We start from the raw sequence: 25,927 nt of genomic DNA, 5'->3' as shown, positions 1-25,927 counted from the left end.
TCAACCCCCACGAGGATCCAGGAGGATATATGGCGAAGGTCACATTCATCGAAGCGAGTGGGAAGCAGCACGAGGTCACGGCGCAGGAGGGGCAGTCCGTCATGCAGGTGGCGATGGACAACCTCGTGCCGGGCATCGTCGCCGAGTGCGGAGGCTTCGCCAACTGCGCGACCTGCCACGGCTACGTCGATGACGCCTGGCTGAAGAAGATCCCCCCGCCCGATGCGGCGGAAGAGGGAATGATCGAGTGCGCCTTCCACGTGCAGCCCAACAGCCGTTTGACCTGTCAGATCAAGGTGACGCCCGCGCTGGATGGGCTGGTGGTCCGGCTTCCCGTCTCGCAGACGGGCGAGTGAGGACCCGACAGATTCCCGCGTTTTTTCTCCAAACAGCCACGGAGGTTCGAACATGAGTTCCTTCAGTAGCGGTCAGAAGCTGGACAAGATTCCCGCGCACATCCCGCCGGAGCTGGTCTACGAATACGACAACGCCAGGGATCCGCGGATGCTCGAGGATCCGCACGCCCGGATGCGCTCGCTCATCCTCGAGGCCCCGCCCATCTTCTTCTCCCCGCTCAATGGTGGTCAGTGGTTCGTGACCCGGAAGAAGGCGATCGTGGACATCACGATGAACCCGGAGGTCTACAGCAACGCCTTCATGATGTCGGGGGAGCACTCGGCGGAACACAAGGACTCGCAGCCGAGCCTGGTGATGCTGCCCATCGCGGTGGATCCACCGCAGCACACGGCGTACCGCACGCCGCTCAACCAGCCGCTGTCGGCCAAGGCCGTTTCCGGACTCGAGACGTCGATCCGGGAGATGACGAACGAGCTCATCGACAAGGTGCTCGGCGCGGGGCGCTGCGATTTCTTCTCGGACATCGCCGAGCCGCTGCCCGTCACGTTGTTCATGAAGCTGGCCGGCATGCCGACCAACCGCCTCGCGGAGTTCCGTCACCTGGCCACGCAGGCGACGTCCGCCACGGTGGATCACGCGACGCGCGAGGCGACCTTCAAACGCATCGCGGGGATTCTCGCGGAGACCATCAAGGCCCGGCAGGAGAAGCGCGAGGATGATCTGATCAGCCGGCTGCTCGACGCGAACATCAACGGCCGCAGCCCCACGTTCCAGGAGATGTTGGGCTACAGCATCACCCTGTTCCTCGGGGGGCTGGAGACCGTGGTGAATGCCCTGAGCTTTGGTGTCCGGCACCTGGCGCGCGATCAGGAGTTGCAGGCGAAGCTCCGGGCCGACCCCAGCCTCCTGCCTGGAGCCATCGAGGAGCTGCTGCGGCTCTATGGCGTCGCGTCCACGCCCCGGCGGGTGATGCGCGACGAGGTCTGCCATGGCGTCCAGTTCAAGCAGGGGGACATGGTGTTCCTGCTCCTGCCAGCGGCCAACTACGACGACGCGGTGTTCCCCAACCCCGAGCAGTTCATGCTGGGCCGGACGGAGCAGCACATGACGTTCAACACGGGTCCGCACCGGTGCGTCGGGCTGAATCTGGCCCGCCTGGAGATGAAGGTGTTCTACCAGGAGTGGTTGAAGCGCGTACCGCCATTCCGTCTGGACCCCCAGAACAAGCCGCGGTTCGTGGGTGGCTTCAACCTGGCCGTCACGAGCCTGCCGCTGGTCTGGTAATAACGAGTCCCCCATGCACCCATCTGAAGAGCCGAAAGCCACCCGATTCTGGCCGTTCATGTCCGCCCTCTTCGTCGGGTCGTTCATGTCCGTGCTGGGCTCGAGCACGATCACGATCGCCATCCCCGAGCTGCAGAGACATTTCGGTGCCGACCTGTCCCTGCTGCAGTGGACCCTGACGGGCTTCATGCTCGCCATGGGGACGAGCGCTCCGCTCACCGGCTATCTCGGCGGACGCTTCAGCTTCAAATGGGTGTACGTGGCCAGCCTGGTGGGCTTCCTCCTGACGTCCGTGCTGTGTGGGGTGGCCTGGGATGCGCGCTCGCTCGTGGTCTTCCGGTTCCTGCAAGGCGCGTTCTGCGGCGCCATCATGCCCGTGACCATGACGCTCATCTACCAGCTCGTTCCACGGGAACGGCAGGCGCTGGCCGCCAGTCTCTGGAGCCTGTCGGCGAGCCTCGCTCCCGCGTTCGGGCCGACCTTCGCGGGCTGGTTGATCACCCTGGGCAACTGGCGGTGGCTGTTCTTCATCAACGTTCCGCTCGGCCTCGTCGCCGTGGGCCTGGCCGTGCGGACCATTCCCTTCTACCGCCTGCAGGCCCCGAAGGCGTTCGATCTCCCCGGGCTGCTCACCGTCATCACCGGTACCCTGTCGCTCTTGGTCGCCCTGAGCCAGGGGAGGGGCTGGGGGTGGACCGATGTGAAGACCGTGTCCCTGTTCCTGCTCGGGACGCTGTCACTGATCGTCTTCGTCGTCAGGGAATTGCGGACGAGCGCTCCGCTGCTCGACCTGCGCGTGCTCACGAACGGCCGCTATGTGGTGACGCTGATCATCTCGAGCATCATCACGATCAGCCTGTATTCGGGCGCGTTCCTCGTGCCCCTGTTCCTGCAGAAGATCCAGGGCGTGACGCCGCTCGAGACCGGATTGATCCTCCTTCCGGCCTCCCTGGCCATGGCGCTCCTGATGCCCCTGGTCGGGCGCCTGTATGGCCCGCTCGGACCGAGCACGCTCATGGCGGCCGGCGTCCTGCTGATCGCGGGAGGCACGTATGCCTTGAGCCGGTTGACGCCGGAGATTCCACGCTCCTACATGGTGGTGTGGATGCTGGTGCGCAACGTGGGCATCTCTCTGTCCATGATGCCGGCCAGCAACGCGGGCATGGAGCAGATTCCCCGCGAGCTGAGCGGCCACGCCTCCTCCATCAGCAACTGGTTGCGAAACGTGTTCGGGGCATTCTCGATCGCCATCTTCACGTCGCTCCTGTCCACCTTCACGGCCCGGGAGGCGCAGGTGCTCATGCAGCAGGGGATGACGGAGCGCCGTCAGATCGAGTTGTTCTCGTTCGTGGAGGGCATCAACGACGTCTACCTGGTGGCCACGGTCATCGCCCTGGTGGCGGTGCCCCTCAGCCTGGGAATCCGCAAGAAGCCGAGGATGTTCCCGGCCCCCGTGGAAGCACGATAGGGCCGTGGAGGAAGGCCTACCGAAGCCGGCCTTCCAGTTCCGCGATGCTCTCACGCATGATTTCATGCAGCCGTCGGCAAACCGGCGCGGGCTCGGCTTCGGCGCGATGAATGGCAAGACCGAGCGCGGGCAGCTTCGGCAGACCGTATTCTTCGGGGCTCAGGACACGTAAGCCCGGTGTCATGCCAAAACGCGTGCGCACCGTGACACCCAGCCCCGCGGCGACGGCCGCCCAGACGCCGCCGAGGCTGTGACTCGTGAACACGAGCCGCCACGGAATGCCGGCGCGGTCCAGCGCTTCGGTCGCCATGCTGCGCATCAGGCACGGCGCTTCGAAGGCGACCAGGGGCACCGGCCCGCCGCGTTCGCGCCAGGGTCCCAGCGGCCGGTCGGCAGGTCCGATCCACTGCAGCGGATACGTGCCAACCGACTCCGTATGCGGGATATCGTTTCCCGCCTGCCACGCAAGCACCAGGTCGAGCTTCGCCGTCCGCACCTGCGTCATCAGCTCCCCGTTGCGCGCGATCTTCGCTTCGATACGCACTCCCGGATGGCTGCGAGCGAAGCGCCCCAGCACGTCGGACAACAGGTGTTCGCCGAAGTCCTCCTGCATGCCGAGCCGCACCCATCCCTCCAGCTCCAGGCCGCCCAGCGCCATCCACGCCTCGTCATTCAGCTCCAGGATGCGGCGCGCATAACCGAGCAGCACCTCGCCGGCGTCCGTCAGACCCAGGCCCCGCCCTTCCTTGCGCAAGATCGGCGTGCCCGCCTGCTCCTCCAGCTTCTTCAGCTGCGCGCTGATGGCGGAGGTCGAGCGGCCCAGCTTGTCGGCGGCCTTGGCGAAGCTGCCGAGCTCCATGCCGGTGCTGAAGCTGCGCAACGCATCCAGATCGAAATTCACCTTGCGCATGCAACCATCCCGCTTTTTCGAATCATCGATTCGAAAGTTCCCGATTTTCTTGATCAACATGGCGCACTAGCTTTTCGCCGTCAATCCACTCGAAAGCCGTTGACGGCACGAAACCGGAGATGCACGCCATGCCCCTGGCCCGTATTTCGCTGCTCAGAGGAAGATCGCCGACGTTCTTGAAGGCGCTGTCCGACAACGTGCACCGCGCGCTGGTCGAGGCGTTCGAGGTGCCACCGGACGATCGTTTTCAAATCATTCATCAGCATGAACCGGAAGAACTGGTGTTCGACCGGCACTACCTGTGCGGCCCGCGTTCCGACAACTACGTCCTGGTCTGCATTACGGCGGGCAGACGCCGTACGCGCGGCGTCAAGCAGGCTTTCTATCAGCGGCTGGCGGAACTGCTGGCCGATGCGCCCGGCATCCGGCCGGAGGACATCATGGTGGTCGTCAACACCACCGAGGCCGAGGACTGGTCGTTCGGGCGCGGAATCGCGGCGGTGCCCAATTCCACCCTTCAAGAGGATTCACGATGATTGCCATGCAATACAGCTTCGTTCTGCCCGCCGACTACGACATGTCGATTGTCGACCGCCGCATCGCCGAAAAGGGCCACCTCATGGATGGCTTCCCAGAGCTGGTGTTCAAGGCCTATCTCAGCGCTCGAAAGAAGGCGCGGCAGCCGTCGGACTCCGAGAACCTGTATGCACCCTTCTACCTTTGGAAGTCACCCGCGGGGATGAACGAGTTCCTGAGCGGACCGGGCTTCGTCGGCCTGACGCAATCGTTCGGCTGGCCGTCCGTGAAGACCTGGTCCGTATGGCATGCGGAAGTGTCGCCGAGGATCGCGGAGGCGCGCTTCGCCTCACGCGAAACGGTTCCCATCCCGCCCCATGCCGCGCTCGATGCCCTGCGCGCTTCCGAAACCGGACGCGCGAAGAACCGCGTGCACGATGACGGCGCGCTGGCGTCACTCGTCGGCTTCGAGCCGACCACCTGGACCCTGGTGCGCTTTCAGCTCTGGGCCGAGCTTCCCTCCAACCACGGGCTCGAGGACCGCCATCTCTACTCAGTCGGGCACGTGTCCCTGGCTGTAGGCCCGCACACGTGCGGTTCATCTTCTCCCGACCACGACGACCTGTTCTACGCTGTGAAGTAGCCAACCCGTAGCAGGTAGGCCGGGGAAATTGCCCTCCCCGGCCTACATGAGGCAGGGTTGGACCACAGGATGAACTGGCTGAGCTCCCCCCTCGGTCGCGAGCCGCCTCCGCCCCCTACTCGTCACAAGGAAGGGCCTTCGGACGTCACCCAGACAAGGTGGCGGCAACCGACCCAGTGCTTCTGGTGCGCCTTGGGCATGTGCTCGGGCTGCGTGGTGTGCCGGCCCCGCTCGTCGCTGCGCACGTGGCTCGCCACGCGCTCGCCGCGCTGGTACAGCTCCACCGTGGTGGCCGTCACCCGCGCCTCCAGCACCTGGTGCACCAGCGCGTACGGCACCGAGTAGAAGCGGCACGCTCGCGTCACCCCGCTCTTGAGCTGGTCGGGCACCAGCGCTCCCGGCACGCCGCCGAGGTACATGAAACAGCGCTGGTGGCTGGCGATGAAGTCCGGCCCTCGCTGCGTGCGCGTGGCCTCCGCGTACGTGTAGTTGGAGGCCCCCAGCACCGCCACGAACAGCTCCACCTCCACGCGCTCGCCCGTATTTGAGTCCACCAGGTGCGGCTTGTTTCCCGAGTAGTCGATGAAGAGCTTCTCTCCCGCCCGGTGCTCCTGCCTCATGGTGAGCCGGTTTCTGGCCAGCCACTGCCGGTAGTACTCGCAGAACTGCGTGTAGCGGTACCCGTCCGGATGCTTCTCCAGGTACTCCAGGTGCAACAACTCCAGCGTGACGCCGGGCTTCTTTCTCTCCGTGTGGATGTACACCGGGTCGGGCAGGGGCCGCTGGGCCGCGGGCTTCGGCGCGACGCCATACAGCCGCTCCTCCAGCTCCTCCTCCCTCATCTGCTCCACCTGCTCCCAGCTCAGCTTCGCGGCCGTGGCGCGCGCCAGCACGCTCCCCACCGCTCCCGCGCTGATTCCCAGGCTGCTGGCCACCTCCCGGTGGCTTCTCTTCTGCTCCCACTTCTGCCGTAGCACTTCTCGTATGTGACGCATGGACAGTCGCTCCGTGGCCATCGGCCCTCCTGACGGAGGGCCGTCGACGAATGCCGTCCAGCGTGCTCGCTCGGCTCGCCCGCCCTCCCGCGTCCGGTTGCTACCAGCCGACGGGCCCCGTAGGGCGAACCACCTGACCTCCAGCGTAGTCCTCGGGCCCCTTGGCCCGCTGATCACGATGCTCCGATCCTGGTGCTCACGATGGGCCGACGCGCGCAGGGGGGGACATTTCGAGCCCCGTTCGTCGCCAGCGATCTCCTGGCGATCGTGAAGGGCCTTGTCGACTCCGCGGGAGACCGCGGCGAGCGCGACGACGCGACACTCGTCGCACGTGTCAGCCGGGCCGTCTTCGGCTATCTAGAGCACGTCTCCTCCGACCACGCGGGAACCTCGGCCTACAGCGAGGTCACCGGCGTCTAATGCCGTCCCAACTCCCTGTCCCAGGCAGCCAACTGTACGGCCACCGTGTACTTGTAGGCGCTGGATAAATCCTCGAAGTCCTCCAGGGGAAGCGCACAGAGACGATCGCGCAGGAAGCCCGGGTCGCTGAGCACCTCGCGGTGCTTCAAGTCGGTGTCCACCTTCACCAGGACAGGAATCACCCGGAGCACGGCCTCCAGACAATCGTCTCGGGTAGCGTGAGACATGCGCTCCACCGTCAGGGCCATGTGCTCGCGGACCGAGGCAGGGCCTCCAGGGCACCATGCCTCCAGGGTCTTGCGGTAGATATCCTCCATGAGTTCTTCCAGCGTGTACTTCCTACCGAACCAGAACGCATAGCGAAGGCCCTGGAGCACATCCCAGAAGCGGAGCACCGCGGCGAGCCGGTTCGCCATGCGCTCAGCGCTCCTTAAGGGGGGCGGAGACACAGCATGGTAGAGGGCCCCCCAAGGAGTACTCAGGCAGAAGGACTCGAAGGCATCTTCAGTGCGTTGACGCTCCTCCTTCTGGACGCATTCGTCCAAGCTGGTGAAGACGCCGACGAACATGTGCATCCACCAGCGTGGGTGGTTCAAGCCGAATTCGGCCCCTGGGCGCACCACCAGGACTTCGCCGGGCGGCACCTGGCGCATCTGCCGAGGCTGGGGAAAGACACCGGTCTTGAGGTACTCCCGGGCCCACCAGTGGCCCTCGGCTCTCACCTTGCGGAGGATGGCGGCGGTGGTGCCGTAAAGCATCGCTGGAAACTCGAGCACCGGGGAGTGTTCCGTGGTCATGGCTTTTCGCCCTAACACCGCGGCCAGGAACACCTCAAGCGCCAGGCACTTCGCTCGCTCCGAGGGCGGCAGACGCCTCCCGCCCGCTCAGCGACAGTCCACAGGCAGGTAGACCTGGCCCTGGAATCCCTTGGGTCGTTCGCCCCCTTCATAGGCAGCCCGGATCGCCTGCTCGGCCAACTCAGCGCGCTGCGCTATTTCTTCCACGGGCAACTCCTCCACCTTCTGGGCCGCCCGCTCCTTCCAGGAGGCATTGGGCTTCTTGCGCCGGTAGCTCCAGCGGTACAGAGTCACTCCAGGCTCTGGCGTGCGCCAGGACAATTGCCAGAGTGCTCCCCCGTTCTCGAATTCGAGGAAGAGGGACCCCTCGAAGCCAGTGCCTCCCACGAGTTTCTTGCCAGGCTTGACGGCCTCATTGAGCGCCGCCAGGTAGCGTCCCGCCTGTTCTCTCCCTTCCCTGTGCGACTCCTCACCGTTCGGCTTGATCTCGAACAACACGAGGAGGCGGGTATCGGTGATGTCCGGGCGCAAGAGCCTCACGCGTTCTGTAAGACGCTCGGGGTCCCCCAACCTCCCCTCCTTCACAATGGTTGAAAGGCTGGCGGTGTTGAGGAAGACGACGCTGGAGGGGTGCTGCAAAGTGTACTCTATGCCAATGACCTCATGAGCGGCCTTGCCAAGAAAAGCGCCCCAGGGCTCTCTGGAGTCCGGCTTTCGGCCAGGGAACGTGGAGGGGGGCGGCTCCGCCTGGGCACCGAGGGCCGCCACGAGCACCAGGAGAAAGCCCGCCAGCCCCAAGGTACTCCGCATCCTGGGTTCACTCTCTTTCATGTCCAGCATGCTCCTCCCGGTGCAGTGCAAGGTTGGGGAGGGAGCCAGGAGGGGCTGACATGGCGATAAAGACCGCTACGGTGGGGTTCTCCGACAAGCTCCTAGAAGCAAGCCCCCAGGCGGCCGCCAGACATTGCCGCACGATTCACGGCGTCGGCGTAATTACAGGCAAAGATAGTGCTGGTATATTGATTCGGCGAGCCAGGGAAAAAACAAACCGTGTAGGGAATCGTCGGCAGGCACGGCTGAGTCGCCGGATCCGCGGGGGTCGACCAGAGCACCTTCGAAGCGGAATTGACAACCGCCAATACGCCCGTATTCGTAAGGAGAAGGTAGGCACCGGTATCCACGACAGACCCACCTGTATTGGTGGCCCAGAGGGGATTGGTGCCATTCGCATTCCCATAAACGACGAAATTGCGATCCTGTTGCATGACCGCCATCGCGCCGCCAGAGGTATAGGCCGCCCAGATCGGCTTCATGTCGGCGATACGGTACACCACCAGATTGCCGTCACCGGCCTGCAGGATGAGCTGATAAGCGCCATTGGCGGATACGAGCCGATCTCCCGCATACAGGGCCTGGTTGGCTGGAAGCGTGTTTGCTGCTTCAGCGCCAGTGGACACCAGAGCCATCGCCAGGACAGTCATCAACACGAGTGTTTTGTTCATTTATCGGTTATCATCGAATTCCGCGAATCGGGTCAAGCAGAATCCTGTAATTCTTGCCAGACTCCCAAAATATTATTTTCTGGTAAAAGAACCCTTCGCGTACCCTGCGGCCCCACCGGGATTCGCACGGAGGACGGCGGCCATGAATGACGAGGAGTTGCTGGGAAAGGCGCTGCATGTGGCGCGTGAAGCGGGCCTGCTCCTGCTCCGCAAGCACGGCTCCGTGCTCCCGTTCGGGCTGACGCTCGACCCGGCAGGCGACAATCCACGAACCTTTTTTCCGCGAGACCAATTGCCACGCGCCTCGTGGGACGAGTTGTTGGATGCCACCCTCGGGCATCTCGAGCAACGCAGCGGCTCGGCCGACGTGGCGGCGATCGCACTCGTCACCACGCTCGAGTCCGGAAGCGAGTCCGGCCTGGGCATCCAGGTCGAGACACGCGCCTCCTCGCTCTTCCTGGTGTACCCCTACAGCGCCACCGGGCAGAGCTGGCGTCTCGGGGAGCCCCAGACGGCGGAGGGGCTCCTCGTCGGACCGATCCTGGCAACGCGGACTCAGGACATCCCGTAGAACTGCTGCAGGCTCTTCTTCAGATAATCGAGCTCCTCCATCTGGAACTGGTGCTGCTCGATCTCCGATTTCAGCTCACGGCTGAGCTTGAGCTTCTCGTCGAGCGAGTTGACGAGCTCGAGCTTGCGCTGGGTGGTGGGATCGCTTCCCTTGTCCTTGATGAGCCTGCTGAGATCGCCTTTCATCTTGCCCAGGATGGGAATGGGGTCCTGCTTGTTGTCCAGGGCCGTCAGGATCTCCTGTCCCTGGGGTCCCAGATCCCCCAGGTGTGACTGGATTTCCCCTCGGATGTGGTCCTTGAGCAGCCGCCGGTCCTCCCGGGTGGCCTGCAGCTGTGTCGCCCCCTCTCCGATGTCGGAGACGGTCTCGAGCGGCCGCCAGTAGGGAAGGCGCCCCGCGTACTGCCGCAGGCGCTCGTTGCGGCTCGCGCCGCTCGCCCCTTCGATGGAGACGGTGGGCATGCCAAGCATCGCGTGCGGCTCGAGGATGCCGCTGCGCATCCCCACGAGGATGCAGCCCCGCTCGCTCAGCTTGTTCATGACGTAGAGCTGGTGCGTGCGGTCGTTGAGCCCCGGGGGCATCTTCTCCCAGAAGTTCATGAGCGGGTGCTTGTCGGCCGTCTCCTTCCCGATGGGGTCTCCCACCAGGTGGAACGGCTTTCCCAGCTCCTTGACGGTATGGGTCACCTGGGCGAGGGCGAACTCGCTCATGTTCAGCTCGGGACGGCGGTTGGCCTCCGTGCCCGCCTGACGAACCCAGACCAGCACGGAGCCGTCCTGGACGTGCCCGAAGCTCTTCTGGACCCAGGCATCCAGCGTCTTCCGGTCCTGTTCCGGTATCGAGCCGAGCCAGACCTTCTTGAGCGCCTCCTTCGAGCCCACGGTGTCGTTCTGGAAGGCGTTCGCCACGACGCTCGTGCAGACTCCGGGCGTCAGATTTCCCCTCGAGCTGCCGGGGAACTCCGTCCGCTGCTGGTAGGCCGTCCGGGGGTCGTCTTCCGGGACCAGTTTGATGCGGGCGGATGCCGCCTCCTCAGAGAGCCCGTGGGCCTTGAGCGCGTCCACGTAGAACCCCTTGAGATTCTGCGCCGCCGCGGCATCCCCGGCATCCCCCTTCTTGTGGAGGATGTCGACCTTGAGCCGCTCGTCGAAGACCATCGCCGCGCAGATGGCGTTGCGGTCACCACTCATGTAGGTGGCCTGGGCGATGGGCCTGGGTTGCTCACCTGGACCCAGGCGAGCCTGCGTCAGCCTGCGCGCGACCTCCGCATCGCCGACGCATCGGGTGGGCTCGATGTCGGGGGCGCAGGGCTGTGTCACCGTGGGGATGGGGAGCCGATTTTCGCCCGCGAATGTGCGAAGCCTCTGCTGGTACACGAGGTTGCGCCCGACCTTGCCCTCCCGCTCTCCCAGCTCCTGCTTCGGCGCCCGTCCGCTGTCGTTCGCCAGCTGCTGCCGGAGCCCCGATTGCTCGCCCTTGCCGAGCCACAGCTCCTTGCTCTTGCCAGTGGGCTCCTGCTCCAGGAAGGAGTCGACCGTGACGTTGGGCACCACGTGAGAAGCATCCCCGGTCTCGGTCCTGGGCTGCTTCTTCACCCGGTTCTGATTGATCCGGGGAGGCCTCTGCCCCGAGAAGACATTGGGGTTGATCTTGGTCATGCCAGGAATTTAACCAGCAAAACCATACATCGCCAACATCCCCTTGAGTTCTCCATTGCCAGGAAATTCTCATCTCCTGGAGTCTCTCCCCTGCTCCGGGGCTAGCGCGTCAGCTCGTAGAAGAAGTCGTTGATCTCCACGGTCTTCCCGGCGGCCTTCGCCTGCTCGAACACCCACGAGCCCACCGCCAGGTCCAACACCCCCAGCCCGAAGGGCGAGAAGAGGATGGTGCGCGAGCGGTCCACCTTGCACTCCCCCTGGATGAGCTGGGCCAGTGTGCCGGTGACGAAGCCGCGTCCCCCGCTGAGCTTCTCCGCCAGGTGAGGCGAGGTGTTGGCCTTCATCACGTGCTCCACGTCATCCACGATGTTGTGGCTCGCGAGGACGATCTCCGGCGACACGTCGCGCAGTGAAATGTTGAGCACGATGGGATGGTGGGACAGCAGGCTCGCGTCGGTGATGTAGGGCGTGGGCACCGTGGTGGCCAGCAGCACCATGTCACTGGAGCGCAGCGTGGTGGCCAGATCCGGCGCCACGTGCACACGGCGGTGCCGCGCCTTGTCGCACACCTTGTCCGCGAAGCGCTCGGCCTCGCCGGGCGTGGTGTCGTACAGCCAGACCTCATCCACCTCCCAGTTCATCTTCAGGAAGAAGTCGTAGATGTAGCGGGCGATGAGGCCATTGCCGACGATGCCCAGCGAGCGCGTGCGCCGCTGCCCTCCATTCAGCCACTGCGCCGCCAGCACCGCAGAGCCCGCCGTGCGCGCCGCCGAGATGATGGAGCTCTCCAGACAGGCAAAGGGGTAGCCCGTCTCGTAGTCATTGAGCAGCAGCGCGGCGGAGGCCCGGGGGAAGCCCTTCTTCACGTTGGACGGGAAGCTGGAGATCCACTTCAGTCCCGCGACGTCGTAGTCCCCGCCCAGGTAGGCCGGAAGGGCGATGATGCGGGCGTCCGGCTTGTCGGGGAAGCGCAGGAAGTAGCTGTCCGGGTTGACGCTCTTGCGCTCGCCATGGAGCAGATAGGCTCGCTCCACCTGCTGGACGCAGCCGGCGATGTCGCCATGGATGATCTCGTGGATGACCTTGCCGGGGACGATGGAGAATTCGAAGGACATGGAGTGGCTCCTGGGAGGAGCGCCATCTTATTCCCGTCTTCACTCCAAGTACGGTGTCTTTCGAAAAAGACAACGGCCCGGTTCCCGCGAGGAAACGCGGGAGCCGGGCCGTGTCGTGGGCGTGTTGCCCTGGCGGCTACTTCTTGCCGGAGTACTCGTAGCCGTGGATCTCGGTCTCGCGGAAGAAGTACGCGATCTCGATCTTGGCGTTCTCGAGGCTGTCCGAGCCGTGCACCGTGTTCTGGTCGATGCTGGTGGCGAAGTCGCGGCGGATGGTGCCAGGGGCGGCGTTGGCCGGGTTGGTGGCGCCCATGATGTCGCGGTTGGCCAGGACGGCGTTCTCACCCTCCAGCACCATGAGCACCACGGGGCCGGAGATCATGAAGTTGACCAGGTCCTTGAAGAAGGGACGCGCCTTGTGGACGGCGTAGAACCCCTCGGCCTGGGCCTGGGAGAGCTGCTGCAGGCGGATGGCGACCGGCTTGAGACCCTTCTCCTCGAAGCGGGAGATGATCTTGCCGATGACGCCCTTCTGCAGCCCGTCGGGCTTGATGATGGACAGCGTACGCTCGATGGCCATTGTCGTGGTCCTCGGTGTGTCGTGTGAAAGGTGGGACTAGCGGTTCTTCTTGGGGACGCCGCGCTTGACGGCCTCCTGCAGCGTGGTGCCGAGCTCGGCGGGGCTGGCGGCCATGACGATGCCAGCGGCCTCCATCGCCTTGATCTTCTCGGAGGCCGTGCCCTTGCCACCGGAGATGATGGCACCGGCGTGGCCCATGCGCTTGCCCGGGGGAGCGGACTGGCCGGCGATGAAGCCGGCGATGGGCTTGGTGAACTCGCGCGCCACGTACTCGGCGCCGCGCTCCTCGGCGTCGCCACCAATCTCGCCGATCATGATGACGGCGTCCGTCTCGGGGTCGGCGTTGAAGAGCTTCAGCACGTCCACGAAGTCCGTGCCGTTGACCGGGTCACCGCCGATGCCCACCGCGGTGGACTGGCCCAGGCCCAGCTGGGTGAGCTGGAACACGGCCTCGTAGGTGAGCGTACCGGAGCGCGACACCACGCCGATGCGGCCCGGCTTGTGGATGTGGCCCGGCATGATGCCGATCTTGCACTTCGCGCCCGGGGTGATGACACCGGGGCAGTTGGGGCCGATCAGGCGCACGCCCGGCTTACCCTGCAGGTAGCGCTTGGCGCGGACCATGTCGTTGACGGGGATGCCCTCGGTGATGGTGATGATGAGGGAGATGCCCGCGTCGGCGGCCTCCATGATGGAGTCGGCGGCGAAGGGGGGCGGAACGAAGACGACCGAGGTGTTGGCGCCGGTCTGCTTCACCGCGTCGGCCACCGAGTTGAAGACAGGGACCTTGCCCTCGAAGTCGGTGCCACCCTTGCCCGGCGTGACGCCCGCGACCAGCTTCGTGCCGTACTCCAGCATCTGCTTGGAGTGGAACGAGCCCGCCGAGCCGGTGATGCCCTGGCAGAGGACCTTCGTGTTCTCGTTGACGAGGATGCTCATGGCTTGAACCTTTCTCTGCCTGGACTACTTCAACGCCGCGACGGCCTTCTCAGCGGCCTGGCGGAGGTTGTCGGCGGGGGTGATGGCGAGGCCGGAGTTGCGCAGCAGCTCCTTGCCCTTCTCCACGTTGGTGCCCTCGAGCCGCACCACGAGCGGAACCTTGAGCTGCACTTCCTTCGCCGCGGCGATGATGCCCTCGGCGATGACGTCGCACTTCATGATGCCGCCGAAGATGTTGACGAGCACCGCCTTCACGGCCGGGTCGGCGAGGATGAGCTTGAAGGCCGCCGTCACCTTCTCCTTGCTCGCGCCACCGCCCACGTCCAGGAAGTTGGCCGGCGCACCGCCCACCAGCTTGATGGTGTCCATGGTGGCCATGGCCAGACCCGCGCCGTTCACCATGCAGCCGATGTTGCCCTCGAGCGCGATGTACGCCAGGTCCCACTCCTTGGCCTGGGTCTCGCGAGGCTCCTCTTCGGCCACGTCGCGGTACTCGATGAGGTCCTTGTGCCGGTAGAGGGCGTTCTCGTCGAAGTTCACCTTCGCGTCGAGCGCCACCACGCCGCCATCCTTGAGGATGACGAGCGGGTTGATCTCCACCAGGGAGGAGTCCGTCTCCACGTACATGCGGTAGAGCGCGGAGCAGAACTGGACGAACTTGTTCACCGTGGGGCCGGTGAGGCCCAGGCCGAAGGCCAGCTTGCGGCCCTGGAAGTCCTGGAAGCCCACCGCCGGGTCCACCGCCTCGCGGAGGATCTTCTCCGGGCTGTGGGCGGCCACCTCTTCAATCTCCACGCCGCCCTCACGGGAGGCCATGAAGGTGATGCGCGAGGTGGCGCGATCCAGCGTCACGCCGAGGTACAGCTCCTGACCGATGGCCAGGCCCTCCTCGATGTAGACCTTGTGGACCGTCTGGCCCTCGGGCCCGGTCTGGATCGTCTTGAGCTTCATGCCGAGCATCTGCTTGGCGAGCTCCTTGGCCTCGGCGGGGCTCTTGGCGAGCTTCACGCCGCCACCCTTGCCGCGGCCACCCGCGTGGATCTGGGCCTTCACGACGACCACGGGGGTCGCCAACTCCTTGGCGGCCGCCTCGGCCTCGTTGGGCGAGAGCGCGAGGATGCCCCTCGGCGTGGGGACGCCATACTTCCGGAAGAGTTCCTTGCCCTGGTACTCGTGGATCTTCATCGAAGCTCCGGGTGACGCGGGTGACGCGAGACTGGCACCCGGGAGCAAATCCCCGGGGCGGGACGACGCGGCTGCCTCTCTCGCGCAGAATGGCCCGCTTGGCAAGGCCCTATTGTCAAGAGCCAAACCAGCGGACCGGAAAAGAACCGAGGCCCCGGCCCGCCGAGGAAAACGGCCGGACACGGGGCCTCGTGCAACAGCGGTGAAACGAACACTCCCCTGCCCTGCTAGGCAGGACCGCCCGCGGACTTCTTCTCGTCCTCCTGGTCGAAGAAGATGTCCTTGATGACCTGCTTGGTCACCTCGCGGTTCATCACCGCGATGGACGTGGTCAGGGGGATCTCCTTCGGGCACACCTTCACGCAGTTCTGCGCCTTGCCGCAGTCCTGGATGCCGCCCGGCCCCATGAGACCCCGGACGCGCTCCTCGGCGTTCATCTTGCCGGTGGGGTTCATGTTGAAGAGGCGGGCCTGGCTGATGGAGGCGGCGCCGATGAAGTCGTTGTCGATCGTCACCTGGGGGCACGCCTCGAGGCAGCTGCCGCAGGTGATGCACGTGGACAGCTTGTACATCACCGTCTGGTCACCCGGGGACTGACGCGGGCCGGGGCCGAGGTTGTGCGTGCCGTCGATGTTGATCCACGCCTTCACGCGCTTGAGCGCGTCGAACATGCGGCTGCGATCCACCGCCAGGTCGCGCGTGACCGGGAACTTCTTCATCGGCTCCAGGGTGATGATGGGCTCCCCGTCCCCGATGATGCGGTCGATCAGCGCCGAGCAGGCCATGCGGACCCGCCCGTTGATGTTCATGGCGCAGCTACCACAGACCTCCTCGAGGCAGGCGGCGTCCCAGATGACCGGGGGCACCCTGCGGCCGTCGGTGGTGACGGGGTTGCGCTGGATCTCCATGAGGCAGGAGACGACGTTGGCGCCCTTGCCGTAGGGAACGCGGAATTCGTCGTAGCGGCCCGCCTTGTCCGGGCCGTCCTGGCGCCAGATGCGGAAGGTGACGTGCTTGGTGTTGGTGCTGACAGGCGCCTGCGCGGTCGCGTTGTCCATGTCGTTCCCTCCTTAGGCGTACCAGCGCGGCTCGGGGTCGAGCACGGGCGTGGGGATGTCCTCGTAGCTGATCTGCGGGCCCTCCACCGCGTACTTCGCGATGGTCGTCTTGGCCCACTTGTCGTGACGCTTCTTCCACAGCTCCATCCACGAGGGATCCTCGCGAGGATCCTTCGTCTTGGGCTCGGGCAGCGAGAACTCCGGCTTGTAGTGGGCGCCGCGGCTCTCGTCGCGCAGGAGCGCGCTCTTGGCGATCACCTCGGCCAGCTCGAACATGTTCCAGAGCTGGTTGGCGTAGGAGATGCTGCGGTTGCCCACGCTGCCGGTGTCCAGCGCGTTGAGGTTCTTCCAGCGGTCCTTGAAGTCGCGGATGCGCTCCAGCGTCTTCTTGAGCCGGTCGTTGTAGCGGACGACGGTGCAGTTCTCCGTCATCAGGTCGCCGAGCTCCTTGGTGAGCCCGTACGCGTTCTCCTTGCCGTCCATCTTCTTGATGGTGGCGAAGCGCTCCTCCCAGAACTTCTTCGACTCGGCGAAGTACTTCTGGTTGTCCGCGTCGGTGGCGCTCTTGGACTGGCTCTTGGCGAAGGACACCATGGCCGGGCCGCCGATCATGCCGCTGTAGATGCAGGACAGCAGCGAGTTGGCGCCCAGGCGGTTCGCGCCATGGTAGGCGTAGTCCGCCTCGCCCGCGGCGTACAGGCCAGGGATGTTGGTGGACTGGTTGATGGGGCTGCCGGCGAGCGGCTCGTTGTTCGGACCCGCCTCGAAGCGCACGTACAGGCCACCCATCGAGTAGTGCATGCCCGGGAAGATCTTCATGGGCACGTAGCGCGGATCGTCACCCACGAACTTCTCGTAGATCTCCATCACGCCGCCCAGCTTGGCGGTGAGGACGTGGGCCGGGATGTGCGTGACGTCCAGGTACACGGCGTCGCCGCCGTCGAGCCCCAGGCCCATCTCGCGGCACACGGTGAAGATCTCACGCGTGGCCACGTCGCGCGGCACGAGGTTCTTGTACTTGGGGTACTTCTCCTCGAGGAAGTAGAAGCGCTCGCTCTCGGGGATGTCCTTGGGGCTGCGCGTGTCGCCCTTCTTGCGCGGCACCCAGACGCGGCCACCCTCGCCACGCACGGACTCGCTCATCAGGCGCAGCTTGTCCTCACCCGGGATGGAGGTGGGGTGCACCTGGATGAACTCGCCGTTGGCGTAGATGGCGCCTTCCATGAAAGCGCGACCAGCGGCGGTACCGGTGTTGATGATGGAGTTGGTGGAGCGCCCGAAGACGATGCCCGGACCACCGGTGGCCAGGCACACGGCCTCGGCCGGGAAGGTGCGGATCTCATTGGTGCGCAGATCCATGGCCACGCTGCCGATGACGCGGCCCGAGCCGTCCTTCACCGTGCCGAGCCACTCCCAGTACTCGTACTTGGTGACGCGGCCCTCGGCCTCCCAGCGGCGCACCTGCTCGTCCAGCGCGTACAGCAGCTGCTGGCCCGTGGTGGCGCCCGCGAAGGCCGTCCGGTGGTGCAGCGTGCCGCCGAAGCGCCGGAAGTCCAGCAGACCCTCGGGCGTGCGGTTGAAGGTCACCCCCATGCGGTCGAGCAGGTAGATGATGCCCGGGGCCGCGTAGCACATGCCGCGAACGGAGATCTGCTCGGCCAGGAAGTCGCCGCCGCGCAGCGTGTCCTTGACGTGGATCTCCGGGGAGTCGCCCTCACCCTTCGTATTCACCGCGCCGTTGATACCGCCCTGGGCGCAGACCGAGTGGGAACGCTTCACCGGCACGAGCGACAGGATGTCGACCTGGTGGCCCGCCTCGGCAAGCTTGATGGTGGTCATCAGCCCGGCGAGTCCGCCGCCCACCACCGTGAACCGCGCTGCTGCTGCCATGCTGCGTCTCCTTGGTGACCGGAGGGCCGGAGACCCTCGGGCTTGGACGGCGCCGCGGTCCGACTCCACGAGCGCGCCGCTCAGACCTCCGGTGCGATGCCTCTGGCTAGTTAACTGGTGAATTCAGCGAGCCGCAAAGATTACCGGAGCGGAGGGATAAGCCCACTCCATCTCCGGCATCAGCCCCGCTCAGCCCGGCCCCCGCGGTGGCTCGCGCCACCAGGGACCGGGCCGGCTCGCGGCGGGAGGGACTACAGCTTCACTTCGCCGACGGTCTTCTTCACCGACTCGAAGGACTTGTTGAGCTCGGCCTTCTCGGCGTCGTTGAGCTGCACCTCGATGATCTTCTCCACGCCGCCCGCGCCGATCTGCGTGGGAACGCCGAAGAAGTAGCCGTTGATGCCGTACTGCCCCTCGAGCAGGGCGGCGGCCGGCAGCACGCGCTTGCGGTCGAGCAGGTAGCTCTCCGCCATGGCGATGGAGCTGGAGGCGGGAGCGAAGTAGGCGCTGCCCGTCTTGTAGAGGTTCACCAGCTCGGCGCCGCCCTTGCGGGTGCGGTCGATGATGGCGTCCAGCTTCTCCTTGGCGATCAGCTGGGTGAGGGGCACGCCGCCCACGGTGCTGTGGCGAACCAGGGGCACCATGTCGTCACCGTGGCCGCCGAGCACCAGGGCCTCGACGTCGCGGATGGAACAGCCGAGCGCCTCGGCGATGAAACACTTGAAGCGGCTGGTGTCGAGCACGCCCGCCATGCCGACGACCATGTTCTTGGGCAGGCCAGAGATCTTCTGGAGCGCGAACACCATGGCGTCCAGGGGGTTGGCCACGTTGATGACGAAGGCGTTGGGGCAGTGCTGCTTGATGTTGGCAGCCACGTCCCGCATGATCTTCAGGTTGACCTCGAGCAGGTCCTCGCGGCTCATGCCCGGCTTGCGGGGCACGCCGGCCGTGATGATGACCACGTCCGAGCCAGCCACGTCCTTCCAGTCGGTGGAGCCGGTGACGCGGCAGTCGTAGCCGTCCACGGCGGCGAGCTGGTTGATGTCCAGCGCCTTGCCCTTGACCATGCCCTCGGCCACGGGGATGTCGTAGAGGACGACGTCGCCGAGCGACTTCTGCACCGCGAGCAGGGCCAGGTTTCCGCCGATCTGACCGCCGCCGATGAGTCCAATCTTCTTCTTGGTGTGAGCCATGTGGATTGTCTCCCCGTGACGACTACATGTTCTTGATGATGGCCTGGCCGAACTCGGAGCACTTCACCTCGGTCACGCTGCCCTGGCCCTCCTGGCGCATCAGGCGGGCGAAGTCGTAGGTGACCGTCTTGTTGGCGATGGCCTTGTCCATGCCCGAGATGATGAGCTCGGCGGCCTCGTGCCAGCCCATGTGGCGCAGCATCATCTCGCCGGAGAGGATGACCGAGCCCGGGTTCACCTTGTCCAGGTCCGCGTACTTGGGCGCGGTGCCGTGGGTGGCCTCGAAGACGGCGTGGCCGGTGACGTAGTTGATGTTGCCGCCCGGCGCGATGCCGATGCCGCCCACCTGCGCGGCCAGCGCGTCGGAGAGGTAGTCACCGTTGAGGTTGAGCGTGGCGATGACGTCGAACTCGTCCGGACGCGTCAGCACCTGCTGCAGGGTGATGTCCGCGATGGAGTCCTTGATGATGATCTTCCCGGCGGACACGGCGGCCTTCTGCTCGGCGTTGGCGGCGTCCTCGTTCTTGGCGGCCTTGGTGGCCTCCCACTGATCCCAGGTGTAGACCTTGTCACCGAACTCGCGGGCGGCCAGCTCGTAGCCCCACTTGCGGAAGGCGCCCTCGGTGAACTTCATGATGTTGCCCTTGTGGACGATCGTCACGCTCTTGCGCTTGTGCGCGATGGCGTACTCGATCGCGGCACGCACGAGCCGCTCGGTGCCCTCCTTCGACACGGGCTTGACGCCGATGCCCACGTTCTCCGGGAAGCGGATCTTGCCGAAGTCCTTGGGGAACTCCTTCTTGAGGTACTCGAGCACCTTCGCCGCCTGGGCGCTGCCCGCCTCGAACTCGATACCGGCGTAGATGTCCTCGGTGTTCTCCCGGAAGATGGTCATGTCGACCTTCTCGGGGGTCTTCACCGGGCTGGGCACGCCCTTGAAGTAGCGGACGGGACGCAGGCACACGTACAGGTCCAGCAGCTGGCGCAGCGCCACGTTGAGCGACCGGATGCCACCGCCCACGGGCGTGGTCAGCGGGCCCTTGATGCCCACCAGGTACTCGCGGAACGCGGTGACCGTCTCGTCGGGCAGCCAGTTGTTGACCGTCTTGAAGGCCTTCTCGCCGGCGAGCACCTCGAACCAGGCGATCTTCTTCTTGCCCTTGTACGCCTTCTCCACCGCCGCATCGAAGACGGCCTGCGAGGCGCGCCAGATGTCGCGGCCGGTGCCGTCACCCTCGATGTACGGGACGATGGGGTTGTCGGGCACGAACAGCTTGCCGTTCTTCAGGGTGATCTTCTCGCCGCTCGGAGGGGCCATGGACGAAGCTCCTGACTGGAAACTTGAAAAAGAGTGAGACCTTGTGGGCGGCGGATGCTTTGCAACACTGGCCCCCCGCGTCAAGGATGTTCGGCAGCCCTCCGAGCTTCCTGACTTATCGGAGCCAATCCCCGGGGTCAGCGCCCCGCCGGGCAACGCTCCACATCCCACCAGCCGAAGTGCATCGTCCGCTGCTCGGTGAGCTGCACCCACCCCGGAGCGTGGGCGTAGCCCCGCGGGAGCAGCCCCGCGTCCAGGAGCGCCCGGGCCGTCTCCTCGAAGGACCAGAAGTACAGCGTCACCTCCGTGTCCGCCGTCTGGACCCGCCGCCGGGCCTCCTCGTGCCCCTCCAGCCCCGGGCGGCGCTCCAGCACCGTGAAGAGCAGCCGCCCCCCCGGTTCCAGGGCCCCGGACACGTGGCGCAGCGTCCGGCCCAGGTCATCGCAGAAGTCGAGGCACCCCACCGCCAGCGCCACGTCGAAGCGGCCGAGCTCCTCGGGAAGGGGCTCGCGGTAGCTGTGCACCCGGTACTCGCCCGAGGGCCGGCCACTCCGCGCCCGGTCGATCATCTCGGGGGAGAGATCCACCCCCACGACCGCGACGGCCGGGTCCAGCCCCCGCGTGAGCTGCCCCGGGCCACATCCCACATCCAATACCCGGCGGCCAGGCGCCACCGCTTCGGCGAGGAACCGCTCCACCCTCCCCTCGTACCGGTGCAGCGAGGGGAAGAACGCCTCGTAGATTCCGGCGATCTCCCCGTACACCCGCCGCACGCCCTGCTCTTCCGCTTCGTCCATGACGGACGGCAGTCTACCTACCCCCGAGCGCCAGCAGCTCGGACACCGTCACGAAGCGGTACCCCTGCTCCCGCAGCCTCCCCAAGACGATGTCCACGGCCTTCACCGTGCCCGGCTTCTCCTGCCCTCCGTCGTGGAACAGGATGATGGAGCCCGGCCGCACCGACTCCATCACCCGCGACGTCAGCAGCTCCACGTCCTGCTCCGCGTCGTCCCTCGGCACCACGTCGAAGGTGATGTGCTTGCGCCCGCTCCGGGACAGCAGCCACGGCAGCACCACCAGCTTCTTGCCGTTCGGCGCCCGGAAGAGGAGCTCCCCCTCCACCCCCAGCCCCCGCAGCAGCGCGTCCGTCCTGTCGAGCTCCTCCCGCACGTAGGACGGCGATTTGAAGATCAGCCGGTGGTGCGAATACGAGTGGTTGCCCAGCTGGTGCCCCTCGGCCAGCACCCTCGCCGCCAGCTCCCGGTGGCGCTCGATGTTGCGGCCCACCATGAAGAAGCTGGCCCTCACCCCGTGCCGCTTCAGGAGCTCCAGGATGGCCTCCGTCTGACCCGGCCTCGGCCCGTCATCGAACGTCAGCGCCACCACCTTCTCGGAGGTCTCCACCCGGGCGTGCAGCTCGCCGAAGAGCTGGAACGTCCACGACCTCGAGAGCTGCCACAGCCCCACCAGCAGCCCCAGCACCACGAGCGGCGTCCCGACCGCCCAACGCACCCAACGCTTCCTGCTCATCCCAGACCCTCATTGCAGGGGCCGGTCCGTCCAGAAGCCGCCTTCCGACGCCTTTTTCGTGGCGAAATGGACGCATTGTGCGTGGGCCCCAAGACGCTCCGTGGCTCTCCACCCTCGTTTCGCGGGCTCATCCCCCTGGGTCAACTCGACCAGATGAGTCACAACTGACACCACCCCCGGACACAAGCCCCGAAAGGTCATGAAAGGTGCAGAAACAGAACACAATTCTCACCAATTTTCCGGGGTCTCCGCACAAAAATGACTAGTTTTGCTCTTCTTCTTTTTGACCCACGCGGAAAAATCCGCTAGAACTACTCATGTCGACGCGAAACAGGGTGTCCGCACGAACCCGCCCCCGCGTCGATGTCCCTCGCGGACTTCACATCCCCCCATGTGACGGTGTCGAAAACGACCCGGAAGGAGATGGTGCCATGAAGCAAGTCATGAAGCGGATCGAGCAGAACAAGCGGGCCCTGGCGGCAACGGAGTTGATGACCTTCATCCAGAACCGCGACATCGACGCCCGCAAGCGGTTCAGCTTCGTGCCCTGCATGGCGCCATTCGTGATGGGCTTCTCGGACGTGAACAAGTTCGCCCTGCGCGATGACGGCTCGGACGATCCCGTGCAGCAGATGATCAACGTCCACAGCCGCGAGGACGATCACCACTGGGGCATGTACCTCAAGGACCTTCGGACGCTGGAGCTGAACTCCAGCATGGATCTCAATGGCGCTCTGCGGTTGCTCTGGGGGGAGGACCGCAAGAAGACCCGCCAGACGATCTACGGATTGATGGGGCTCATCGAGGACACCAACCCGCGCGTGCGCATGGCGATCGTGGAGGCCATCGAGGCCACGGGGGATGTGGCGTTCACCCGGTTCAGCGATCTGGCGATGGAGTACGAGAAGGCGACGGGCCAGGAGCTCGCCTACTTCGGCAAGCTCCACAAGGATCTGGAGAGCGGCCACGCCATGGGCACCGAGGACGTCGAGGCGAAGCTCGAGGAGATCGAACTTTCGGCGGAGGACGAGAAGAAGGCGCTCATGCTGGTGGACGCGGTCTTCTCGCTCTTCACCGACATGTTCGAGGAGTGGATGGCCTACGCCCAGAACAGCTCGAAGGCGCGGACCACCAACAAGGTCCAGGTCGCCGTGACGGTGAAGACGCAGAAGGCCCTCACCGCCTAGCGCCCGGAGCGCTACCGCCAGGTGATGTTGTACGCGCAGCTCTCGGCCCCGCGAGAACGGCATCCGTTGGGCGAGTGCACCACCGTGGCGGAGGTCTCGAAGCGCTGCGCCATCGCGGTCAGGATGCCTTCGTCGAAGGCGCACGGATACGGCCCGTCGCACCGGCTCACGATGAGCTTCTTGTTCGGTATGCGCTCGTAGCCATAGTGGCCGATGCCCTCGCGCATCTCTCCGGTATCCGGCGAGAACAGGGCCACGCCCCTGGTGCCGTGATTCATGTGGTACGCGACGTCGATCGACCGGATGCCCGAGTCGATATCCACCACAGTGGGGGGGAACACGGCGTTCTTGGGAATGGACATCCCCGCCTGCTTCAGCGTGTAGACGCCAAACTCCTTGCCGATGCGCTCGAAGGCCCGCAGGAACTGGTTGAGCGAGTACCAGCGGTTCTTCTCGAAGGTGACCATCCCGTCCTTGCCTTCGACCCCCAGGCGCTCATCCAGGAGGATCCGGCTCGCCAGCAGGGTGAAAGCCGCGAAGCCATCCTTGATGCACTCGAGGTTGGCTCCCAACACGTCAATGTTCTTGAGATTGTCTTGGTTCCACATGGTCGAGAAGGGTCCTACAGAGGGGAGAGGGGGAGGAATTCCAGCACATCGCGGCGAAGACACCAAACCCGCGGCCACGCTCGCGGATGCCATGTCTCGCGCCTAGTTGGGTCGCGTGGGCTTGGAGGAAGGAGTCGGTTTCTCGCTCGAATGCCCGGCCAGGGTGGCCTCGTCCGCCACCGGGGACTCGAAGCAGGTAGCCACCAGGTGGCCCGCCTCATCCGTGGGGGTACTGCGTACCACCACCATGGACGTCGGGGGGACCTGCAGGTCCGGGATGCTCACCTCGATGACGTCGCCGGCCTGCACCTTCAGGTGGGTTCTCAACAGGCAGCCGCCCACGGAGGCATTGATGACGTCCGCTTCCACCTCCTCGGAGCCGGAACGGAGGATGGCGCGCAGCCGCAAGGGGTAGCGCCGGAACTGGCGCCGCTCCTGCTCGGAGGACATGCATTCTCCTGGGACGAGGGGCAATCCCGACATCCTAGCGCATCCCCACCGCGTGGCTCCAGCCAGGGGAAGCGCGCTCACTCGAACTCGAGTGCCCGCTGGAAGTCCGCGGGGTTGGTCGCCGCGCTCTGCGCCGTCTCCAGGGAGATGATGCCCTGGCGGTAGAGCTGGCTCAGGTGCTGGTCGAACGACTGCATGCCGAACATGTCCCGGCCCTTCTCGATGACATCCTTGAGTTCGCTCGTCCGGTCCTCGCGGATGTACTGCTCCACCGACTTGGTCTGGACCATGATCTCCAGCGCCACCGTGCGCCCCTTGCCGTCCGCCTTGGGCAGCAGCCGCTGTGAGACGGTGGCCCGCAGGCTGTCGGCCAGGCGCATGCGCACCATCGACTGCTCCTCGGCCGGGAACACCGACACCAGGCGGTTGATGGTCCGCGACGCGTCCGTCGTGTGCACCGTGGACAGCACCAGGTGGCCCGTCTCCGACGCCTTGAGCGCGATGTCGATCGTCTCCGTGTCGCGCATCTCACCCACCAGGATGACGTCCGGGTCCTGACGCAGCGCGGCACGCAGCGCGATGGCGAAGTTCTCCGTGTCCGGGCCGATCTCCCGCTGGGAGATGGAGGACTTCATGTTCTTGTAGATGAACTCGACCGGGTCCTCGATGGTGAGGATGTGCAGGTTCTCGGTGCGGTTGATGTGGTCGATCATCGCCGCGAGCGTCGAGCTCTTGCCCGAGCCCGTGGCCCCCGTCACCAGCACCAGCCCGCGATCATTGCCGGCGATCGTCTTGAGCACCTGCGGCAGCCCCAGCCCGTCGATGGTGGGGATCTCGTCCGGGATGATGCGCAGGATGCAGGCCAGCGTGCCCCGCTGCCGGTAGATGTTCACCCGGAAGCGCGCCACCCCCGGCAGGCCGTAGGAGGTGTCGTACTCCTGCAGGCTGTCCACCTGGGTCTTCGTCAGCGGATCCTGGATGATGTGGAGCGCCACCTGCTTGGTGTGGTCCGGGTGGAGCTTCTCCATCTTCAGTGGCCGCAGCACCCCGTTGACCCGATAGATGGGGGGATCGCCGGGCCGGAAGTGGATGTCCGAGGCGCCATTCTGCACGCCGACCGTGAGCAGCTTGTTGAGCGTTGCCTGATCCAGGGGGATGACCTCTCTCGCCGGTGGCGGATTCTAGGCGAAAGCCCCCCACCCGGGCCAAGAACCTGCCAGGGAGCCCCGCCTGCCCTCCCCCTCCAGCCCTTCCCCGGGTTTCACCGTTCCGTCACACTGGCCGCCGCTGGCACACGCTAGTGAATCGGGGTAGGAGCCGCCCCCGTCATCCAGGCTGCGTCGAGGAGAGATTCACCCTGTTCCAGGTCAAGGTCGACAAGTCCCGGGCAATCGTGGAAGTCACCCTGGAAGGGAGCATCCGCCCGGACGAGATGCGGCAGTTCGTCGAGCAGTCCGTGGCGGCCATCCGCGACCTCGCGGCCCAGGGCCGGGTCGTGAAGTCCCTGGCCGACCTGCGCCACTTCCGCGCCACCTCGCCCGAGGCCACGGAGATCCTCCGCCAGGGTCAGCAGGCCGCCATGCAGGCGGGCATGAAGCGGATCGCCGAGCTCGTCGGCAGCGAGCTCGCCACCCTCCAGCTCAACCGCGTCGCGCGCGCCAGCGGCATGGACCGCATCCTCCGCCGCTTCGATGACGAGCAGGCCGCACGGCAATGGCTCGAGAGCGAGGACGCGCTCGACGTGGCCTGACCC

The 25,927-nt window shown here is 65.6% G+C and carries 28 protein-coding genes; 9 read left to right on the top strand and 19 right to left on the bottom strand.

From position 1 onward, the window contains the following. The first annotated feature begins 29 nt into the window (after positions 1-29). From JRI60_RS24540 to JRI60_RS24530, 3 genes are read left to right on the top strand one after another with little or no spacing between them, the layout of a single operon-like run. Complete coding sequence (locus JRI60_RS24540; protein WP_204228314.1) at positions 30-356, top strand: 2Fe-2S iron-sulfur cluster-binding protein; 327 nt, start codon at positions 30-32, stop codon at positions 354-356. A gap of 52 nt (positions 357-408) precedes the next feature. Beyond that, positions 409-1,641 carry a cytochrome P450 gene (locus tag JRI60_RS24535; protein WP_204228313.1) on the top strand — a complete coding sequence of 411 codons (1,233 nt, stop codon included), beginning with the start codon at positions 409-411 and terminating at the stop codon, positions 1,639-1,641. 58 nt (positions 1,642-1,699) lie between these two features. Next, positions 1,700-3,109, top strand: coding sequence for a DHA2 family efflux MFS transporter permease subunit (locus tag JRI60_RS24530; RefSeq protein WP_239470706.1), 1,410 nt, complete (start codon positions 1,700-1,702; stop codon positions 3,107-3,109). A gap of 16 nt (positions 3,110-3,125) precedes the next feature. Here JRI60_RS24530 and JRI60_RS24525 read toward each other — a convergent pair whose 3' ends face one another. Further along, positions 3,126-4,079, bottom strand: coding sequence for a LysR substrate-binding domain-containing protein (locus tag JRI60_RS24525; RefSeq protein ID WP_239470705.1), 954 nt, complete (start codon positions 4,077-4,079; stop codon positions 3,126-3,128). A gap of 68 nt (positions 4,080-4,147) precedes the next feature. Between JRI60_RS24525 and JRI60_RS24520 the strand changes: the two genes are divergently transcribed. After that, positions 4,148-4,555, top strand: a complete 408-nt coding sequence (locus tag JRI60_RS24520; RefSeq protein ID WP_204228311.1) for a tautomerase family protein — start codon at positions 4,148-4,150, stop codon at positions 4,553-4,555. Beyond that, positions 4,552-5,178: a DUF4865 family protein gene (locus tag JRI60_RS24515; RefSeq protein ID WP_204228310.1), complete on the top strand. Its 627-nt coding sequence runs from the start codon at positions 4,552-4,554 to the stop codon at positions 5,176-5,178. The genes JRI60_RS24520 and JRI60_RS24515 overlap by 4 nt, the downstream gene beginning before the upstream one ends. Before the next feature lie 122 nt (positions 5,179-5,300). Here the strand turns inward: JRI60_RS24515 and JRI60_RS24510 are convergent, their stop codons facing one another. Beyond that, complete coding sequence (locus JRI60_RS24510) at positions 5,301-6,173, bottom strand: Mu transposase domain-containing protein (protein WP_204228309.1); 873 nt, start codon at positions 6,171-6,173, stop codon at positions 5,301-5,303. A 267-nt stretch (positions 6,174-6,440) separates the two neighbouring features. Between JRI60_RS24510 and JRI60_RS24505 the strand changes: the two genes are divergently transcribed. Then, entirely contained in the window at positions 6,441-6,593 is a 153-nt protein-coding gene (locus JRI60_RS24505) for a hypothetical protein (protein WP_204228308.1), read from the top strand. Here the strand turns inward: JRI60_RS24505 and JRI60_RS24500 are convergent. The 3 genes from JRI60_RS24500 to JRI60_RS24490 all read right to left on the bottom strand — a co-directional run bounded on the left by JRI60_RS24500 (position 6,590) and on the right by JRI60_RS24490 (position 8,892). Next, positions 6,590-7,390, bottom strand: coding sequence for a hypothetical protein (locus JRI60_RS24500; protein ID WP_204228307.1), 801 nt, complete (start codon positions 7,388-7,390; stop codon positions 6,590-6,592). The genes JRI60_RS24505 and JRI60_RS24500 overlap by 4 nt on opposite strands. A gap of 87 nt (positions 7,391-7,477) precedes the next feature. After that, complete coding sequence (locus JRI60_RS24495) at positions 7,478-8,230, bottom strand: hypothetical protein (RefSeq protein WP_239470704.1); 753 nt, start codon at positions 8,228-8,230, stop codon at positions 7,478-7,480. Between the two features lie 92 nt (positions 8,231-8,322). Continuing rightward, positions 8,323-8,892: a hypothetical protein gene (locus tag JRI60_RS24490; protein WP_204228306.1), complete on the bottom strand. Its 570-nt coding sequence runs from the start codon at positions 8,890-8,892 to the stop codon at positions 8,323-8,325. A gap of 142 nt (positions 8,893-9,034) precedes the next feature. Between JRI60_RS24490 and JRI60_RS24485 the strand changes: the two genes are divergently transcribed. Beyond that, a complete protein-coding gene (locus JRI60_RS24485) occupies positions 9,035-9,463 on the top strand; it encodes a hypothetical protein (protein WP_204228305.1) in 429 nt (142 codons plus the stop codon). Here the strand turns inward: JRI60_RS24485 and JRI60_RS24480 are convergent. From JRI60_RS24480 to JRI60_RS24430, 11 genes are all read right to left on the bottom strand, one after another. Further along, positions 9,448-11,121: a hypothetical protein gene (locus JRI60_RS24480; RefSeq protein WP_204228304.1), complete on the bottom strand. Its 1,674-nt coding sequence runs from the start codon at positions 11,119-11,121 to the stop codon at positions 9,448-9,450. The genes JRI60_RS24485 and JRI60_RS24480 overlap by 16 nt on opposite strands. A gap of 101 nt (positions 11,122-11,222) precedes the next feature. Then, the gene (sbnB, locus tag JRI60_RS24475; protein ID WP_204228303.1) at positions 11,223-12,236 is read right to left on the bottom strand and encodes a 2,3-diaminopropionate biosynthesis protein SbnB; all 1,014 of its coding nucleotides are present in this window, start codon (positions 12,234-12,236) and stop codon (positions 11,223-11,225) included. A gap of 136 nt (positions 12,237-12,372) precedes the next feature. After that, positions 12,373-12,816 carry a nucleoside-diphosphate kinase gene (ndk, locus tag JRI60_RS24470; RefSeq protein WP_204228302.1) on the bottom strand — a complete coding sequence of 148 codons (444 nt, stop codon included), beginning with the start codon at positions 12,814-12,816 and terminating at the stop codon, positions 12,373-12,375. Between the two features lie 36 nt (positions 12,817-12,852). Then, complete coding sequence (gene sucD / locus JRI60_RS24465) at positions 12,853-13,755, bottom strand: succinate--CoA ligase subunit alpha (RefSeq protein ID WP_204228301.1); 903 nt, start codon at positions 13,753-13,755, stop codon at positions 12,853-12,855. Positions 13,756-13,779: 24 nt separating this feature from the next. Beyond that, positions 13,780-14,940 (bottom strand): ADP-forming succinate--CoA ligase subunit beta, encoded by a 1,161-nt coding sequence (gene sucC, locus JRI60_RS24460; RefSeq protein WP_204228300.1) that lies wholly within the window; start codon positions 14,938-14,940, stop codon positions 13,780-13,782. A 227-nt stretch (positions 14,941-15,167) separates the two neighbouring features. Beyond that, entirely contained in the window at positions 15,168-15,998 is an 831-nt protein-coding gene (gene sdhB / locus JRI60_RS24455; RefSeq protein ID WP_204228299.1) for a succinate dehydrogenase iron-sulfur subunit, read from the bottom strand. A 12-nt stretch (positions 15,999-16,010) separates the two neighbouring features. Continuing rightward, positions 16,011-17,888, bottom strand: coding sequence for a succinate dehydrogenase flavoprotein subunit (sdhA, locus tag JRI60_RS24450; protein ID WP_204228298.1), 1,878 nt, complete (start codon positions 17,886-17,888; stop codon positions 16,011-16,013). 251 nt (positions 17,889-18,139) lie between these two features. Next, the gene (gene mdh / locus JRI60_RS24445; RefSeq protein ID WP_204228297.1) at positions 18,140-19,081 is read right to left on the bottom strand and encodes a malate dehydrogenase; all 942 of its coding nucleotides are present in this window, start codon (positions 19,079-19,081) and stop codon (positions 18,140-18,142) included. Positions 19,082-19,103: 22 nt separating this feature from the next. Further along, positions 19,104-20,399, bottom strand: a complete 1,296-nt coding sequence (gene icd / locus JRI60_RS24440; protein WP_204228296.1) for an NADP-dependent isocitrate dehydrogenase — start codon at positions 20,397-20,399, stop codon at positions 19,104-19,106. A gap of 137 nt (positions 20,400-20,536) precedes the next feature. Further along, positions 20,537-21,196 (bottom strand): class I SAM-dependent methyltransferase, encoded by a 660-nt coding sequence (locus JRI60_RS24435; RefSeq protein WP_204228295.1) that lies wholly within the window; start codon positions 21,194-21,196, stop codon positions 20,537-20,539. A gap of 13 nt (positions 21,197-21,209) precedes the next feature. Further along, the gene (locus tag JRI60_RS24430) at positions 21,210-21,929 is read right to left on the bottom strand and encodes a polysaccharide deacetylase family protein (protein WP_204228294.1); all 720 of its coding nucleotides are present in this window, start codon (positions 21,927-21,929) and stop codon (positions 21,210-21,212) included. A 431-nt stretch (positions 21,930-22,360) separates the two neighbouring features. Here JRI60_RS24430 and JRI60_RS24425 point away from each other — a divergent pair, with 431 nt between their 5' ends. Then, positions 22,361-23,116: a hypothetical protein gene (locus JRI60_RS24425; RefSeq protein ID WP_204228293.1), complete on the top strand. Its 756-nt coding sequence runs from the start codon at positions 22,361-22,363 to the stop codon at positions 23,114-23,116. Positions 23,117-23,127: 11 nt separating this feature from the next. On the opposite strand, the gene JRI60_RS24420 is transcribed toward JRI60_RS24425, so the two are convergent. The 3 genes from JRI60_RS24420 to JRI60_RS24410 all read right to left on the bottom strand — a co-directional run bounded on the left by JRI60_RS24420 (position 23,128) and on the right by JRI60_RS24410 (position 25,286). Then, a complete protein-coding gene (locus tag JRI60_RS24420) occupies positions 23,128-23,724 on the bottom strand; it encodes a hypothetical protein (RefSeq protein WP_204228292.1) in 597 nt (198 codons plus the stop codon). A gap of 102 nt (positions 23,725-23,826) precedes the next feature. Further along, positions 23,827-24,174 (bottom strand): PilZ domain-containing protein, encoded by a 348-nt coding sequence (locus tag JRI60_RS24415; protein WP_204228291.1) that lies wholly within the window; start codon positions 24,172-24,174, stop codon positions 23,827-23,829. Positions 24,175-24,251: 77 nt separating this feature from the next. Then, entirely contained in the window at positions 24,252-25,286 is a 1,035-nt protein-coding gene (locus JRI60_RS24410; RefSeq protein ID WP_239470703.1) for a type IV pilus twitching motility protein PilT, read from the bottom strand. Positions 25,287-25,567: 281 nt separating this feature from the next. On the opposite strand from JRI60_RS24410, the gene JRI60_RS24405 reads away from it, so the two are divergent. Then, positions 25,568-25,924: an STAS/SEC14 domain-containing protein gene (locus JRI60_RS24405; protein WP_239470702.1), complete on the top strand. Its 357-nt coding sequence runs from the start codon at positions 25,568-25,570 to the stop codon at positions 25,922-25,924. Positions 25,925-25,927 lie beyond the last annotated feature (3 nt).

This window comes from Archangium violaceum (assembly GCF_016887565.1).
GTDB classification, from domain to species: Bacteria; Myxococcota; Myxococcia; order Myxococcales; family Myxococcaceae; genus Archangium; species Archangium violaceum_B.
The sequence above is the reverse complement of the archived record's forward strand: the minus strand, read 5'-3'. Positions and strand labels throughout refer to the sequence as shown.

Bases quoted from the DNA above. Each gene is read 5' to 3' on its own strand.
- JRI60_RS24490 (WP_204228306.1), bottom strand. From the start codon at position 8,892: ATGAACAAAACACTCGTGTTGATGACTGTCCTGGCGATGGCTCTGGTG.
- mdh (WP_204228297.1), bottom strand. From the start codon at position 19,081: ATGGCTCACACCAAGAAGAAGATTGGACTCATCGGCGGCGGTCAGATC.
- JRI60_RS24530 (WP_239470706.1), top strand. From the start codon at position 1,700: ATGTCCGCCCTCTTCGTCGGGTCGTTCATGTCCGTGCTGGGCTCGAGC.
- icd (WP_204228296.1), bottom strand. From the start codon at position 20,399: ATGGCCCCTCCGAGCGGCGAGAAGATCACCCTGAAGAACGGCAAGCTG.
- JRI60_RS24435 (WP_204228295.1), bottom strand. From the start codon at position 21,196: ATGGACGAAGCGGAAGAGCAGGGCGTGCGGCGGGTGTACGGGGAGATC.
- JRI60_RS24520 (WP_204228311.1), top strand. From the start codon at position 4,148: ATGCCCCTGGCCCGTATTTCGCTGCTCAGAGGAAGATCGCCGACGTTC.
- JRI60_RS24495 (WP_239470704.1), bottom strand. From the start codon at position 8,230: ATGCTGGACATGAAAGAGAGTGAACCCAGGATGCGGAGTACCTTGGGG.
- sucC (WP_204228300.1), bottom strand. From the start codon at position 14,940: ATGAAGATCCACGAGTACCAGGGCAAGGAACTCTTCCGGAAGTATGGC.
- JRI60_RS24540 (WP_204228314.1), top strand. From the start codon at position 30: ATGGCGAAGGTCACATTCATCGAAGCGAGTGGGAAGCAGCACGAGGTC.
- JRI60_RS24420 (WP_204228292.1), bottom strand. From the start codon at position 23,724: ATGTGGAACCAAGACAATCTCAAGAACATTGACGTGTTGGGAGCCAAC.
- JRI60_RS24510 (WP_204228309.1), bottom strand. From the start codon at position 6,173: ATGCGTCACATACGAGAAGTGCTACGGCAGAAGTGGGAGCAGAAGAGA.
- JRI60_RS24415 (WP_204228291.1), bottom strand. From the start codon at position 24,174: ATGTCCTCCGAGCAGGAGCGGCGCCAGTTCCGGCGCTACCCCTTGCGG.
- JRI60_RS24500 (WP_204228307.1), bottom strand. From the start codon at position 7,390: ATGACCACGGAACACTCCCCGGTGCTCGAGTTTCCAGCGATGCTTTAC.
- JRI60_RS24425 (WP_204228293.1), top strand. From the start codon at position 22,361: ATGAAGCAAGTCATGAAGCGGATCGAGCAGAACAAGCGGGCCCTGGCG.
- sdhA (WP_204228298.1), bottom strand. From the start codon at position 17,888: ATGGCAGCAGCAGCGCGGTTCACGGTGGTGGGCGGCGGACTCGCCGGG.
- JRI60_RS24480 (WP_204228304.1), bottom strand. From the start codon at position 11,121: ATGACCAAGATCAACCCCAATGTCTTCTCGGGGCAGAGGCCTCCCCGG.
- ndk (WP_204228302.1), bottom strand. From the start codon at position 12,816: ATGGCCATCGAGCGTACGCTGTCCATCATCAAGCCCGACGGGCTGCAG.
- JRI60_RS24485 (WP_204228305.1), top strand. From the start codon at position 9,035: ATGAATGACGAGGAGTTGCTGGGAAAGGCGCTGCATGTGGCGCGTGAA.
- sucD (WP_204228301.1), bottom strand. From the start codon at position 13,755: ATGAGCATCCTCGTCAACGAGAACACGAAGGTCCTCTGCCAGGGCATC.
- JRI60_RS24535 (WP_204228313.1), top strand. From the start codon at position 409: ATGAGTTCCTTCAGTAGCGGTCAGAAGCTGGACAAGATTCCCGCGCAC.
- JRI60_RS24430 (WP_204228294.1), bottom strand. From the start codon at position 21,929: ATGAGCAGGAAGCGTTGGGTGCGTTGGGCGGTCGGGACGCCGCTCGTG.
- sbnB (WP_204228303.1), bottom strand. From the start codon at position 12,236: ATGTCCTTCGAATTCTCCATCGTCCCCGGCAAGGTCATCCACGAGATC.
- JRI60_RS24525 (WP_239470705.1), bottom strand. From the start codon at position 4,079: ATGTTGATCAAGAAAATCGGGAACTTTCGAATCGATGATTCGAAAAAG.
- JRI60_RS24515 (WP_204228310.1), top strand. From the start codon at position 4,552: ATGATTGCCATGCAATACAGCTTCGTTCTGCCCGCCGACTACGACATG.
- sdhB (WP_204228299.1), bottom strand. From the start codon at position 15,998: ATGGACAACGCGACCGCGCAGGCGCCTGTCAGCACCAACACCAAGCAC.